At 51.2% G+C, this 15,720-nt stretch carries 8 protein-coding genes; all 8 read right to left on the bottom strand.

What is annotated here, in order from left to right:
- Positions 1 to 25: 25 nt before the first annotated feature.
- Positions 26 to 3,088 (bottom strand): cellulase family glycosylhydrolase, encoded by a 3,063-nt coding sequence (locus A8O25_RS04765; protein ID WP_082893440.1) that lies wholly within the window; start codon positions 3,086 to 3,088, stop codon positions 26 to 28.
- Between the two features lie 310 nt (positions 3,089 to 3,398).
- Entirely contained in the window at positions 3,399 to 6,182 is a 2,784-nt protein-coding gene (locus tag A8O25_RS04775) for a glycoside hydrolase family 5 protein (RefSeq protein WP_082893441.1), read from the bottom strand.
- A gap of 288 nt (positions 6,183 to 6,470) precedes the next feature.
- The gene (locus A8O25_RS04780; RefSeq protein ID WP_066831629.1) at positions 6,471 to 7,163 is read right to left on the bottom strand and encodes an SGNH/GDSL hydrolase family protein; all 693 of its coding nucleotides are present in this window, start codon (positions 7,161 to 7,163) and stop codon (positions 6,471 to 6,473) included.
- A gap of 81 nt (positions 7,164 to 7,244) precedes the next feature.
- On the bottom strand, positions 7,245 to 9,200 hold the full coding sequence (locus A8O25_RS04785) for a hypothetical protein (RefSeq protein ID WP_193788614.1): 1,956 nt from the start codon (positions 9,198 to 9,200) through the stop codon (positions 7,245 to 7,247).
- A 956-nt stretch (positions 9,201 to 10,156) separates the two neighbouring features.
- The gene (locus A8O25_RS04790; protein WP_377047807.1) at positions 10,157 to 11,578 is read right to left on the bottom strand and encodes an arabinose isomerase; all 1,422 of its coding nucleotides are present in this window, start codon (positions 11,576 to 11,578) and stop codon (positions 10,157 to 10,159) included.
- A gap of 202 nt (positions 11,579 to 11,780) precedes the next feature.
- Entirely contained in the window at positions 11,781 to 13,031 is a 1,251-nt protein-coding gene (locus A8O25_RS04795; protein WP_066831592.1) for an MFS transporter, read from the bottom strand.
- Between the two features lie 152 nt (positions 13,032 to 13,183).
- Positions 13,184 to 14,092 (bottom strand): DUF5017 domain-containing protein, encoded by a 909-nt coding sequence (locus A8O25_RS04800; protein WP_161947694.1) that lies wholly within the window; start codon positions 14,090 to 14,092, stop codon positions 13,184 to 13,186.
- 12 nt (positions 14,093 to 14,104) lie between these two features.
- Positions 14,105 to 15,718, bottom strand: coding sequence for a RagB/SusD family nutrient uptake outer membrane protein (locus tag A8O25_RS04805; RefSeq protein WP_066831597.1), 1,614 nt, complete (start codon positions 15,716 to 15,718; stop codon positions 14,105 to 14,107).
- Positions 15,719 to 15,720: the final 2 nt, after the last annotated feature.

Consider the following 15,720-nt stretch of genomic DNA (forward strand, 5'->3'; position numbering starts at 1 on the left):
AAACCACCTCCTCTAGCAGCAACCGTTACTCTTTGATAAACCGTTTATACAGACGCTGCTCTTTCTTCACTACCACCAGCAGATACGTACCGGCTGGCAACGCCTTAACGTCTATGGTTCTTTCCTTCACCGTTCCATTCAGCACTGTTCTCCCTAACAAATCTGTAATGGTTACCTGACCGCCATTGAAGTTTGGGGTATCCAGGAAAAGCTCATGGCGGGATGGGTTAGGGAACAATACGTATTTCTTAGAGGCTTCCAAATCTTCTTTGATACCGGTCAGGGTAGAACAGTTATTGCTGGCAAACTGGTATTTCTGGAGCGTTGGTAATTGCGGCCGGTCCACCCCTCCCCTGGGCTCCACCGCAAGTTTGTAGGTATTCCACCAGGGGCCGGCAGCCCAATACGTACCGTTCACACAGTTAACAGACAGGTAGTTGAGCATATTGTCTAAGGTCACCAACCACCTGGGGTCATCATCTGGCACCCCGTACTCTCCAACAAAGCCTTTGAAATTGTTCTGCTTGAGCCAGGCCACAAACGGTGTCACCCGTTCTACACCCGTGGTTGGGGTGGTTCCTTCAGTGTCATAGGTACCGGCGTAGCTACCAGAGGCATCTCTGTCAAAGTACTGATGGGCTTCAAACATCAGCTTTTTTGACGGGTCTGACAGGGTTTTTAAATTATCACTGGCGGTTTGCCATCTGGCAGCAGAACTCCAGCTGTCACCGGCCACTACAATGGTAGTTTGGGTATCTACCTCCCGTATTTTGGTGATCAGGGCTTGGGCAATGTTCTTCCAGGGCGTGGAGGCCAGCATGTCATGGGGCTCATTCATGAGGCCGTAACCCCAGATGTTGCCGTAGTCTTTGAATTCAGCCGCCAGCTTGCCCCAGGCATCTGCCACATGCGCAATGGTGAGTTCAGGCGCGCCAATAATGTATTCGGTGCCGTTGATCTTGCGGCGCCCGTAGTTGTGCATGTCAAGCAGCACCCAGATTCCCCTCACCCGGGCCGCCTCTACAAATTTTTTCATTCGTCCCAACTCCGCCTGGTCCAGGGCACCGCCCAGCGTTAACTGAATTCGTTCCCATTTGAATGGAAGCCTAATCAACGTAAGCCCTTTTGATTTGAAATAGTCCAATTCAGGGATAGTGGGGTAGGTATAGTCCGTATTGACGACACCCGGCATGTTTGAGCCAAATTCGGCCCCTGCCAGATTCACCCCAAAGGGCGCCGGGGTGCGGTCTGGCATGTCTGGGAACGTGTACAGGCGTACATTGTCTACGCTGATCTGCTTGGTGTACTCAGAAGCACTGAGGGAGGCAGGAATATCAAACCTGATGATTTTAATACCACCCGCCCAGCGGGGATCTCTGCTTAAATCAATGATGTACTCCTTGAAATCAGTATCATTGGCCGAAATATCAAATTCAATAAAGGCAGCATCATGGGTAGGGTTGGAGGACCACCAGTAGAAACGGGCTTTGTTGTGGATGGTCTCATTCTTTAGCCTGATCACAGCCACCTTAGACACCGCGGGGTCAATAGAACCAACCGGTGCGTCATATCTGATGAGGTTATTGGCCCTGGTGCCAAACAGTTTCAAAATGCCGTTCTCAGTGGTGGCGGGGCTGTAGTTGACTATGGTCCATCCCTGAATGGTGTTGTTTACTATAGGGCTATCAAAGTCCCAGATGTGGGTCTGGGTCTGGAAGCTGCGTAAGATCTGATACGTATGCTCTACCGGTTTATTGAGGACATATATCTGATCAGCAAGGTCTGTTAGCTGCTGCTCCAGCGCCTGCTCCTGCGGCTTGTTTACCAGGTAACTATCAAACAAGGCTTTATTTGCCGTGTATTTGACATCATTGGTACTGATGAGTTGATTGATGTACGCCTCTATCTCAGAATACGGCTTGCCCAAAAGATCGCGGGGCAGGTAACTGAATTCCACCCGTTTCAGGTCTCGCACTTTTATCTGTACGGTTCTGTAGAGGGAGGTTTGCCCCTGTACCTGAAGCGCTTGTTTGTACTGGGGGGTATTTTGTATGGTGGCCAGATTCACACCGGCCTGCAGTTGCTCATGGGTGAACTCAGAAGCCACCGTGCCGTCTATCAGCAGGGTGTACTTGCCCGGGCTCAGGGGGGAAACCTGCAAAAATTCCTCATTGAACTCCCTTATAAACGGAACCCACGCCAGAGCGGGGGCGGCATCTGAGGCAACCGGATACGGCAGGCTGTTGGCTTTAACTTTGAACTCTACCTTACCCATGGCCATGTTGACGTCACGGGCGGTGCAGTTGGCACACTCTTTTACAGCGCCGTTTTCTATCACCGTTTTAGATACATACCTGGGGGCATTGGTCTCCTTGAGGAACTGGTATGCCATGACCAGATGCCCTGGGGCACCGGGGTGAATGCGGTCATTGCTCACAATGGTGGCGGCCGGGTTGGTAGCCTGAAGCTGGGCATTGATGGTGTTTAAGATGGTGTAATAGTCCACCGTCTTCAGGTTGTACTTCTGGGCCAGCTCATCAATGATAACGGTGGCCTTCTGCAAGGCTCCGTTTACGCCCGGCATGTTGGGGGCGGGCAGGGTACCGGTCTCATCATAAATGGTAGGCTTCTGCAAGATAACTTTTAGGTTGGCGGCCAGTAATTTCTGAATTACCTGCTCATAATAGCCTTTGTAGTCTGTTAGGGCGCGTGCCTTTTTGGTCTCTATGTCAGCTTCATTCTGGCGGGCCGGGTCATAGAGGCTGCGGTTTACGTCATTCATTCCGGCCATAACCACGGCGTATTCTGCCGGTTTGCTCAGAATATCAGCGTCCATGCGCTGCAGGAAACTGTTGGCATTGTCTCCCCAGATGCCTGAGTTGTAGAAGACTACTTTCTGGTTGGGAAAACGGGTGGCATAAAACAACAACAGGTAATTATGGAAGTACCCGCCGTGCGTGATGCTGTTGCCAACAAAGTTCACCCTCTCCCCTTCCTTGAAGAAGGGCTCAGGAGTACTTTGCGCCTTAGTCTGAAAAATACCCCAGCTTAAGGTGAACAAAAGGAGTAGTAAAAGTTTATGTTTCATGTAGGTGGTTAGGTATGCGTATAAAATTGAAAATCCTTTTGGTCTGATCAGGCAGTGGCAGCTTCACCGTTTCTTATTGTTCTTTTACCCTGCCTTCTGTTTTTGACCTGTTTTCCTAAAAACAGGCCCAAAACAGAAAACTCAGGAAAGTCATGCGTACCCCTTTGAATCCTACTGAAATACAGCAGGAAGGAAAGGGGGCTGCTGAACTGCCCCCTCCCGTTGTAAGAAATAGTCTCTTTTTCAGAAAATGGCCTCCCTTCCTGACCTTGTCTGGAAAAAGCCAAACCAGGTCAGGAATATTCAGAGGTCAGTTGACTTTCACTTTCTGGGTGATCTTTTCCCTGCCGTTGTACCAAGTCACCACATAAATACCAGCTGCCATTCGCTTAACTTTTGCCTCCAGAACTGTTGTGCCTTTGGGAAGGGTGTGCAGTTTGGAATACAGTTTTCTACCGCTCAGGTCAGAGATAAACAGTTGTCCCCTCTCTTCCTGGGGCACCGTTGCCATGACCTGAAACACACCATCTTTAGCGCTCACTACCTGCCATTGACGTTGATCTTTTAGAAGACCGCCTTCTGCCACCAGGAGCTGTGAGACGCTGGAGACATTTAGGGTTTGCATGGGAGACGCCGTAGCCGCCAGAGAGATAAAATCAATGGCCACCGGGGCTCCCCACGAGGCCGCCTGTACGGGGGTGGGCACGTCAAACCTGATCTGCTTAATGGTGCCCTGACCTGCCCAGGCAGCTATTTGGCTTAAATCAACGGTATATTCTTTAAAAGTGGCGTCATTGGCAGTAATGGTGAACTCAGCATAATGTGCCGCCAGGTCTGGGCCTCTCCAGTAGAAACGGGCTTTGGTTTCGGCGGTGCCGTTTTTTAACTTGATGGTGGCATATTGATAGACAGCCGGGTCAATGGGAGATGCTGCAGGCACATCTAACTTGATGTGGTTATAAGTCACCGGGGCAATGAGGTTCAAAATCCCGTTAGCGGTACTGGCATTGGTGTAGTTCACAATTACCCAGTTCTCTACCATATTATTGGTAACCGGGGCATCAAAATTCCAGGTCAAAGGCTGCGGGGCCGGGGCTACGGCCGAAAGAAGCTTTACCTGGTCTACCCGCACTATTTTACCTATGGCGCTGGCACTGGAAGGGCTGGGCAGATCAAACCTAATCTCCTTAATGGTGCTCTGCCCGCTCCAATTGGTGTTCTGGGTCAGGTTCACCACATACTCTTTGAACTGGGTATCATTGGCCGTGATGGTGAATTCCACAAAGTGGGCCGCCAGGTCAGCTCCCCGCCAGTAGAACCGCGCTTTGGTGTCTGGGGTCTCATTCTTCAGCCTGATCACCGCATACTTGCTTACCGCCGGGTTGATGGCATTGGCAGCCGTGGGCTGATGCTTCATGTGGTTGTAGGTCTGGGACACCGTCAACGAAAGAATGCCGTTGGCGGCGCTTACGCTCCCGTACTGCACAAAAGACCAATTATCTACCAGTCCGTTGGTGAGGGAACCGTTAAAATCCCAGACGTGGGTCTGGTTGGTAGGGCTGCCGGTAGGCACTACATCTGCTGTTAAATAGTTCTGCAGCACGGTCATCTGGGGCCTGTCTACTCCACCCAAAGGCTCTACAGCCATTCGGTTGGCTCCCCACCGGGGTCCCGCCGCCCAATAGGTGCCGTTCACGCCGTTGGCTTTCATGTAAGCCAGCATGTTGTCAAGGGTGACGCGCCAACGGCTAAGATCTGCAGCGTCATCTGGAATACTGTATTCCCCCACAAAGCCTTTCAGGTTGTTCTGTTTGAGCCAGTTGACAAAGGGGGCAATGCGGTCAACGCCGGTGGTGGGGGTTACCTGGTCAGCATCATAGCTGTTGGCATAGAGGCCCGAAAAGTTGGCGTCAAAGTACTGGTGCGCCTCAAAGATGAGCTTATTAGATGGATCATAGAGGTTCTTCAAGTTATCACTGTAACTGGGCCAGTGATAACCGGAGCTCCACCGGTCGCCGCCCACCACAATGGGGGTATGGGTATCTACGTCCCTGATCTCCTCTATAAGATCTTGTGCAATTTCAAACCACGGGTGGGTGGGCAGCATGTCATGTGGTTCATTCATGATGCCGTAGCCCCAGATGTTGTCATAGTCTTTGAACACCAAAGCCAGTTTTCGCCAGACATCTGTCACCGTAGCCACCGGCAAACCAGAGGCCCCAAGAATGACTTCATTGCCGTTGATCACCCGCCTGCCGTAGTTGTGGAAGTCAAGCAGCACCCACATGCCGCGGGCCCGGGCTTCGTCTACAAACCGTTTCATCTGGGTCAGCTCAAAGTTATCCAGCGGCCCGTTCAAACTTTTCTGAATGCGTTCCCAAACAAAGGAAAACCGCACCAGGTTCAAGCCTTTCGCCTTCCAGTAATCCAGCTCGGCCTTGGTGGGGTACTCATAGTGCTGCATGTACACGCCCGGCATATTCTGCTTTTCACCAAAGCCAGCCCCGGCCAGGTTGATGCCAAACGGAGCAGGCTCCCGGGCGGGCATGGTGGGTTTAGGCAACGGTGCGGGCGGAGGCAACACTTCAGTACTCAGCTTTACATAGTCTACCTTCACCTGTTGGCCGTAATAAGCCGTTTGCAAGGTGGTAGGCACATCAAACCTGATGGCGCTGATGGTACCGGTCCAGGCGGTGTCACGGCTCAGGTCTATTTTGTACTCCCTGAACTGGGAATCATTGGGGGTTATGTCAAAATCAATAAAAACCGCACTGGCTTGGCTGCCCCAGAAATAGAGGCGGCCTACCGTTTCTGACGTCTCGTTCTTGAGCCGAATGATAGCCGTTTTGCTTTGCGAGGGGTTAATGGTGACCCCAGAAGGCACATTGTACCTGATGTGGTTGAACCGGGCGCTGCCCGTCAGGCTCAGAATACCGTTGGCCGTGTTGGCGTTGGTAAAATTCACAATGTTCCAACCGTCTACCTGGTTGTTGACCACTGAGCTATTAAAGTCCCAGGCGTGGGTGATGGTTTGGGCGGCTGCTGATAGGTAGAGGCCGAATACTAGGAGAATAAGGGGGAATATTCTTGTCATAGTACATGGGGTTAGAGGTTAACTAATCACTTAAAGAATGAAAGCTTTACAGCGCTGTACTCTGGGAACACAAGGTGTCAATCTGTATCCTTATGGCTTTCTGTTTTTGGCCTGTTTTCTGAAAATCAAGCCAAAAACAGCGGTAGTTCCTAAAATGGGTAAGCTATAAATCCCCCTTTTTCATTCAAGAATAGGCCTCGTTCCTGTTCCTCCAGGTAAGTGCTAGAGGAGCCGGACAGTCTTCTGCCAGGGTTGTATTTTTATCTCATGGGGTCAATGGGTTATCTTCTATTTCTTCACCAGCCACTTGGCCAGCTCTGTGGCAATCAGGTCATGGCCTTTTTTGTTGGGGTGGTTCACGTGTGACATGTACTGCTCCACGCTGCCTCTCTCCCTGGCCAACTTTACAAACTCGGCGTAAGGGTCTGCCAGCCCCACGTGGTATTTGGCAGCCAGTTCGCGCACCTGCTGGGCGTGTTTAGATAATTGGTCATTGGGATCAGTGATGTTCTGGCGTTTGTCAGGAGACGGCGTTACCAGCACCACTTTGAGGTTATTCCGCAACGCTTCTTCAATCATCTTCTCCCAGGCAGCCCTGGCTCTCTCCAGCCCTATACCCTGGTCATTCAAGGCGTAGTCAATAAACAGCACATCTGGCCTGTGCGGCAATACTTCTGTGGCCAGTCTGGGGGCACCCTTCTCTGAGTATTCCCCGCCAATGGCCGTCGTGATCACATTCACCACGGCGTGCGGGTACGCCTCTTTCACTTTGCCCAGCAGCAGGTACGGGTATGACTCCAGCGTATGCACCTCAGAGTTGGCCCAATATCCCGCCGGCACCGAGTGCCCATGAAACACCAGGTTAATGGTGCGGTTGTTCGGCCATTTCACCGTGAGCTCCTGCATGAGATCAGCCAGATACGTGTTAGGGTGAGCCACCCCGGCTGGCACCCTTACAGAGGCCGCAGTAGTTTTCTTCACGGTTTGGCACTGTGAGGCCAAACCCATGAACACAGCCAACAGAAGCAAAAAAGTTTGTTTCATTTTCATGTTCCTACGCCTTTACCAAGATACTACCACGTCTCCCGTCACATTCTTCACCACGTAATGTTTCCCCAGGGCCGGGTCTCCCTTTTCAAAGCCCAGTTTCCCTTCCTTCCAGGGGTAGGTGGTGTTTAAATAAAAGTGGATGCTCTCATCTGTGGTCTCCTCAGTGGGGTACACCCGTACGGTGGCATTTTTGAGGCCACTGATGGCCAATCTTCTGCTAATGCCCAGCTCCCCGGAGTGCATCTCCTTGCAGGACACAATGCCGTCTTGCTGCTCCACAAACACCCGCACCTCGCGGTGGAAAGCGGTGGGCAACGAGTAGATGGCGTAGCCGTTCCGGAGACGGGTATCATAACCCAGCAACACCGGGGCGCCCTGCGGAAACTTGAAACGGTGCTGCACAGAGGTATTGGGCACGTAGCCGGAGAACTGGAACCCGTTATCATTTCTGGCAATGGTTAACACTGGGTTTTTGACCGTGGGCGCATACTTGTCTACGCTGTACTCCATGCCAAACTCCTTCAGCACATAGCGCAGGTACGCCGGCCCAATGAAATACTCATTTGCATCATCTGGCTTGAGCAGACGGCCTCCCTCAAAGTGGCTGGAGTTGGTGCCGCGTACATAAGCCACTTTGCCGCCTTTCCAATCTGGGAGGGCTCTGGTCCAGACCGCATCACGGGTTTGCTGCCCCTGCTTCATGGTTACCTGCACTGTGGTATGGGCGTCTTTGGTATTCTTCACCTTGGTGCGCAAGCCGCCGCCCGAAAACAGCGCCTGGTGTCTGATCTTCTTTGGGAAACCTGTCTCCACCTGATCTGGCATGTAGTGGTTCACAATCTGCAGCTCGCCATCAATGGGGCTGGCATTTTGCAGATTCAGCAGCTCTGCAAAGGCAGGGCTGATATAATCGGCGGGGCCGAAGACAATCAATTTTCCGCCGTTTTTCACGTGGCTGATCAAGGCTTTCTCATACTCAGAACCAGCCTCCGGCACTATGGCCAACAAAGTAGATTCCTTGAACAGCCCCGGCTTGTTTTTCACCGCAGGCGCCAGGTATTTAGTAGAGATGACCGTGTTCAGTGGGAAGCCGTTGTTGATGGCCTGCCGGATAAACCAGTCACCGTAGTAGATTTCTGGTAAACGCTGGGGCTGGTTCTTTGCCCAGTCATGGTACTCCTCAAACGGATACACCCACACCACCGGCCCCGGCGAGGTGGGGCTGTCATAACGGGCTTTCAGGATATGCGGCGTCACCTCATCTGGCACCTGCGTGGGCATGTTCCCGAAGGAGTCATCAATGGTCAGGAAATTGAGGTGGGTAGGCAGGTGCATCTCCCCTTTCTCATTGATTCTGGCCACGGCCATGGGCAGGTAGATGTCATGCGGCTCGCGGCCGTAGCGGTCCAGCCAGGGGCTGTTGAGCCACCACGGGTCATGGGTGTAGTACCTGAAAATATAGCGGTCATCTGGCAGTTGCGCCATGCGGGACATGTAGCCAATCATCTCCAGCCCAAAATCCCCATCTAAGGCCGCCCACGGCGAATTGGGGGGCGGCAGAATGTTGAACCCGCCCCCATAGATGGCTTGCAGGTCCACCCCGTCCTTGGCCAGGTCAATACCGGTAGAGAGGTTGGTGCCGCGGGTTTCAATCCTGAACTCAGGGCACTCATTTCTGAAAAGGCTCCAGAAATTGATGATCTTCTCCTTGGTTTCGGCCAGCTTCTCCTCATTGAATCCTTTGCCGGTGAAAATGACCCCGGTAGAGGCCCAGGGTTCCATACCAAAGCCGAACCCGTTGCTGAACCAGATATAGTCATAGCCCAGGTCCTTTAAAAAGTGCTGGCTCTGCCGCCCGAAAAACGTCCCGAAAGGGGTGTTGTCCGGAATACCGTTCGGGAAGCCCGCGTACGGGGTTTTGTCTGCGTTGAGGGTGGCGTAGCTGAACACAAATGATTTTTCGCCCATGGCGCTGCCTTCCAGAATCTCGGGGTGTTTCTTGTATTTGAACTCAGACTTGGCAAACTCCGGGCCCGGTCAAAGGTGGCGCCAATTCTGATGGGTTTGCCCGTAATGGCCTTGCCCATCTCCTTGAGCGTCTGAATGATGAACTTAAGGTCCTTGTAGGTGTACTGCGGCGGATTCTCCAGGTACAGGTACGCCCGCTCATGCAGCGACAGCTCTTTAGGACCGGAATTCACTGCATGTTCTGTGTTGGGGTTCCCAATGTACTTTGACCATTCCAGGCTCTGGCCCAAGTCTCCGCTGTAATCCAGAATCTCAGACCCATCTGAGGTCCAGAGCATCACAGAGACGGTATCAGCGTGCCGAAGCAGGGAATGCCATTGGGTGAACATCTCAGCGGCAGCTCTTCTGATGGCCGCCGGGCTGTTCTCTTTGAAAGGTTTGAGGGAGGCTTCTAGGGTGATATTATGGAAACGCTTGCCCTTCAGATTGGCATCTTCCAGGGGCAAGGGCGCTACTTCAGCGGTAGCGGCGGCAGTAGTTGGGGCCGCCGCGGGCGTTGAGGTACGGCCCGCACAACCAAAGATGACCGGGACTAAGACAGAAAGGAACAGGTTACTTTTAAGATTCATTCGCTACTGGTTTACTAAGAGTGTTTCATGCCACTTGCCGCCCTTACGGCAGGTAAAATAACCACTAAACACTTGCACTGGCCAAGGCTTTTCTGCATTTCTGTTTTGGGGCTGTTTTCAGAAAAACAGCCCCAAAACAGAAAATTGTTACTTATAGATGGGCTACCACAGCTTACTGTCTGCCAGTCGCCAGGTTAACCCAAAAGCTTGTCTGTGAAGACAGAAAACAAGATGACAACCTAGATTGTGTTTTCGACCTGTTTTTGTAAAAACAGGCCGAAAACAACAGACAACAGACAACAGACAACCTAATCACTAAAAAACTACTTATTCTACAATCACCGCTTCTATTCCCAGATAGTCGCCAATCTTCTTAATGGTCTGGGCGTGGTGGCCAATCCCCAGGGCAAAGTGGTGGGTAGGCCCTTCTTTCACCCATTTCTTCAGGAAGGTTCTCACATCTGGCTTGAAATAGCCACGGGTGTTGGTGTTCCCGGTGGGCGGGATAGGGCCTTCTACAGATTCGCCCTCGGCGATGACAAATTTGAATTTCCCCTCATAGGTTGAGGTAATGCTGAGCATGGTGATAGGCCCTTCCTGTATCTTGAACTCCACCCCTGCCCCAAAGCCCGGTTTGCCGTGGTATTTCTTGAGGCTCCGCAACACCGGTTTGCCCTGGGCAATGGTCACGTTGTGCGGTCCGTCATGCCCTACCAGAATGAAATTCTCCTTGAAATCAACCGGGTGGAATTCAGCGAAGCTCCCGCCAATGCCCAGACGTTCCATGATGAGCATGGCAATGCAGCACTTCAGGTCAGACTCGCCGCACATAGGGAAGCCCGCACCGGTCAGCAGGGAGTTGCCCACAATCAGGTTGGTCATGACTTGCTGGGTCTCGCTGTTAGGGCTGCCTTCATAGTAGTAGGCCAGACCGGTCAATTGCTTCTCCTCTACAAACTTCTCCAGGGCCACAGAAACCTTGGCGGCCACCTCCAGATCAGTATCGCGCAGCTTTTCAGAAATGGGGTCAGAAACGGGGTCTGGCGTATCAAAGAAATCTAAGATGCGGCTTTTCTCATCTTCCAGCTCCTGAAACCCCACCTCCTGCACTTTGCTGACGATCTCATGCGCCTCACACTGCACAATGTGCAGCCCGAAGTGGGCGGTGAGCATGGTGGCGTCTGAGTGCATGTCCAGCATAGCCTCAATAGGGTGGCCAATGTGGCCAATACGGGCGGTTTTGAGGTCATGCAGCACGCGGGCTATGTTACAGTACTCGGCTATCTCGGCTTCAGCGGCCGGGTCATCATGCAAGGTGCCGATGATGACATCTGGCACCCGCTTGCCCATGCGTACCGCTACCCCGGTAAACTCAGGCAGAGAACAGATATCATCATTGTACAGCTGCTGGTGGGTAGAGGCTTTCTCATAGTTCAAAGCCTTGTCTGGCTGCAGCGCCACTAATACCATGGGCACATCCAGGCTTTTGATGATGACGCCAAAGGTGCTGGATGTGGCGTAAGTGAGCATGTCACAGAACACCAGGTCCAGGTTGGCGCCTTTTAGTTTAGGCAGTAGTTCATAGGCACCGGTCACGTCATCTACCATGCCAAAGTCCAGCACTTCCACCTCGTTTTTCTCCACAAGTTTCAGAAGCACCTCCTGCTTTTCCAGCATCTGGTCATACAGGCCTTCAAACTGGCTCCAGTACTTCTTGTACCCAACCCCAAAAACCCCAATTCTTGGCACTGTTCTCTTTCTTGTATGTATTTGCGCTCCTTTTGCTGCGGTAGCAACCAGTTCTCCGTTCAATGCTTCTTCCACGATCTGAGTCATTGTGTTTCTAGTTTAATATAAATGGTATATCCTAACGCACTAAGTTAAAAAATTTAACAAGCTTCTGCCTAGTTTATTTAAAATATCATGAGAAAACTTATAGGATAGGTGATCCTTAGGCAACTGCCCTGGCGTCTGGCTTAGGTTGTTTCTGTTTCAGGAGCAATGGCTCAATGCGCGGGATACAGAGCATCAACAGGACAAAAGCCAGAGGGTACATAAGTCCGCAGACGATCCACAGCGGGTCATAGGAATATTTCTGCACCACTATCCCTATAAGCGGGTTAATGATGATACCGGCAATGGCACCGGCCGTTCCAGACAAGCCCACCACGGTAGAAGTGGCCATATCCCCAAATACATCTGAGATGGCGGTAATGTAGTTGGTGATCCAGAAGCCATGGGCAAACAGGAGCACAGACATCAGAAAGATAGCCATATGCACGGTAGACACGCTCTCTACCATCATAGCTGAAACCGTTAACGCGGCGGCAACTCCCATAACCATTTTGCGGGCTTTGTTAACGCCCCAGTTGCTTCTCACCAGACGGTCTGAGATCCAGCCGCCCAACATGTTGGAAAGCCCCAGGGCCAGGAAAGGAATCCACAGCAGTTTTCCTACTTCATCAAAAGACACCCCGCGCTCCTCATTGAGGTATTTGGGAATCCAGAACATGATGAAGTAAAAGACAGGGTCTAATAAAAACCGGATGGCAATAAACACCAGTGCTTTGGGGTTGGTGAGCACACTCCAGAAGGATGGCTTACTACTCACCGCCTGGGGCACAGCTGCTTCTTTGGCCTCCTGCTTGCGCTTCCAGGGCATACTGACCCATGCCAGCACCCATACCACTCCTATTATCCCGGGAATGATGAAGGCCCAACGCCACCCGTATTCATTGGAGATCAGGATGGTGAGTGGCGGTGCCAGTACCGCCCCTAACGCAGACCCTCCTATGGCAATGCCATTGGCAAAGGCCCGGTCTTTCTTGGCAAACAGCTCATTCACCGTTTTGGCCGCGGCTGGAAAGCAACCGCCCTCCCCCAGCCCCAGCAAAAACCTAAATGCAACCAAGTGGTAGAAGGAAGTCATTAACCCGTGTAAACCACTGGCCACAGACCAAACCCCTACTGACAGCGCCAACCCTATTTTCCCACCCCACTTATCTGTAAGACGGCCGCCCACGGTAAACATAAGCGCGTAGCTGATCAGGAAACTGGTGTTGATCATCCCATACTGCACATCTGAGAGGTTGAATTCCTTCTGTATCTTGATAATGGTAATGGACAGCACCTGCCTGTCTAAAAAATTAAGACCGGTGGCAATGAATACCAGAAAGAGGATAATCCAGTTGGCTTTTTTCAAAACAATAAAATTGACGTTGACTTTCTTCTGTTATTCCAAAATAAGCATTCTGCCGGGAGATCTCCTTCCCCAATATCACACGAATAAAGAATAACCCCTCAGATGCACCTTCCCTTCGGCTAGCCAGATAAAGAAGTGGTCATCCAAAACTATTACTTCACCGTTATAGTAAGTTGTTTTACAACAGACTTTTGCTCGTCTACTGTCACATTTGAGGCTAGAAAAGTGACCTTATACGTTCCAGCCTTATTATATACATGCCCATAAGTAGTCAAGGCATTGGTTCCAATACTCTGAATAGGCAAGCCTGTATCTGGTGGCACTTTGGTAAAGTACAACGGGTTAGATATATACCAGTCTTCACTAGGCTCTGCATTTTTACCTCCAGCCGCCAACAATAAATCTGGTTGAGCCAGGGTGCTTCTGGTGGTCCAATTAGTGGCATCATTTAAAACGTTTACTGGCCTCCAACCTGCCGTGAGAAGTGTTGCTACTGGTATGGCTGAACCATCTGGCGTTAACGTTTCGGCTACGAAATTGTGCACAATCATGGTTCCCGCGGCACGGTCCGGGTCTTTCACAGACTGAAATTTATACGCGATATAGATGGGTTTGCCTGGCAATGCAATGTCTGAAAGATCTATGATACCTGATGCAATGAGTGTGGCATTTGTTGCAATGGTGGCCCTACTGGTGATATCTGTCCATTGGGTAGCTGCCACCCCCTCTTTCGTATACCCTTGCAGATCTGTGGTCACCATAATTTTTAAGGGATTGATCTGCGTTCCCCCGCCTCCGTACTGGCTTGTAAACCGGAACTGCGGTTTACCTCCTGTTATCTCTGTGCGGTTTCTGTAATCATAATCTGAGCCGGCCACGCCAGAGTAGAACGTGATGTAGTGGGCTTGTCCGGAGAAGGAGAATTTAACTGTATCTCCTACATCATACGTTAACTCTGCATTATCTGCTTTAACATCAAACGAGGGGGCATCAACTTCTAAGTCTGTAGTACATGACGTGAAGGCAAAAGCCCCCAACAGTAGAATTAGGATCTTTTTCATGGTCATTTAGAGTTAATATCCAGGATTTTGCGTTAAGGCTTTATTCAGAGAAAGGTCTGCCGTAGGTATGGGCAATAATACATGGTTAGGGGCTACGTTGGTGGGAGCCAACACCAAACCCGCCGCATACCCCGGTTGTATCATTGCCCAGGCCCTGTACTCCTTTAACCGCTCATATAAGATACCCCACCGTATGAGGTCAGGCCTCCTTAACGCCTCAAAGGCCAGCTCCCGGGCTCTTTCCTCTTTAATGGCCTGGAAAAACTCATCTGGATTCAGATTAGGGGTTAAGTCTGCGTTTACCCCCGGATTAGGCGGTACTGGTAAATAAAGCCCATATGCCCTTCTTCTCACTTCATTGATTGCCTCATAGGCCACACTGGTAGGACCGTTCACCGCATTCTCTGCCTCAGCCAGCATCAAAAGAACATCAGAGTACCGCAAAATTGGGAAGTTCTGGTCTGACACGGTACGGTCCTTGCCCGAAGCTTCATACTCCCGGCGCCATTTACCCATGGTTTTACGCCATACATCATTGTCTTGTACTTTCACACCGGCCGCCGAAATTATATAAGGCGCAATAGTCCAGTCCCGGCGTAAATCCAGAGATTTTTGCGGCACCGGAACAGTAGCGGGGGGTGTAGGCGGGGTTGTAGTGCTGTTGGGGTCCAGCGCATACAGGTCCCATAGGTATTTGGTTGCCCTAATGGCCCCGCCACTAAAGCCCAATGCCTCATTTTCTGAGTATAAACCCGCACGTTGCCCAATGAAATAATTGAACTCTGCACTGTTTTCAGACAAACGGCCATAGAATTCTACCTCCCAAATGCTTTCCTTGATATCATACTTGTTTTGGGCGTAATTGATGAACACCTGAGAATAGTCTGGGTTAAGCTGGTGAAAATTTTGGTCTTTCACTTTCTTCGCCCACTTTAAAGCTTCTGCGTAGCTGGATTCTATACGCAGAGGGGCACCCGCCATTGTGAGATGCACGCGGGCCAAAATTCCCTGTACCGCAGACTTTGACACTCTCCCGCCTCCGGCAAGCTTGGAAGCGTCTATCACCAGTTGCTCTGCCGCTTCCATGTCTTTCACAATCATGGCATATATTTCACGGCTGGGGGTACGGGGCACGTTTACATTGTCTATGCTGGGTTTATCTGTTTGCAACAAAGGCACATCTCCAAAGTTACTTACCAACATAAAGTAGTAGTAGGCGCGCAAGAACAGCGCCTGACCCTTTATTTCATTCCGGCGGGTTTCGTCCAGGCTGGGGTTATCTACCCTTGCCAACACCAGGTTTGCCCTAAATATACCCTGGTATAATGTTTTCCAGAATTCAGTGACATACCTGTCACCGGGGGTAATCACGTAGGCGGTAATATCCTGGCTACCGTATCTGGAATAGCCCAGGTCTGTGCCTACATTCAGGAAGAAGGGCCAGTTATCACCGTAAAACATTCTGCTGCCCAGCACGTCATAGACCCCAGTAAGACCGGTTTCCAGTTCAGCTATTGTATTATAGGTAGGGGCAACAAAGTTGGTGGGTTCTGTGCTCAGGAAGTCCTCACAGGAAGAAGAGCCCACGCTTATCAAAAAAGCTGCTATGTAATGTCTTATTTTCATAT

The sequence above is a fragment of the Rufibacter ruber genome (assembly GCF_001647275.1).
In the GTDB taxonomy this organism is placed as follows: Bacteria; Bacteroidota; Bacteroidia; order Cytophagales; family Hymenobacteraceae; genus Nibribacter; species Nibribacter ruber_C.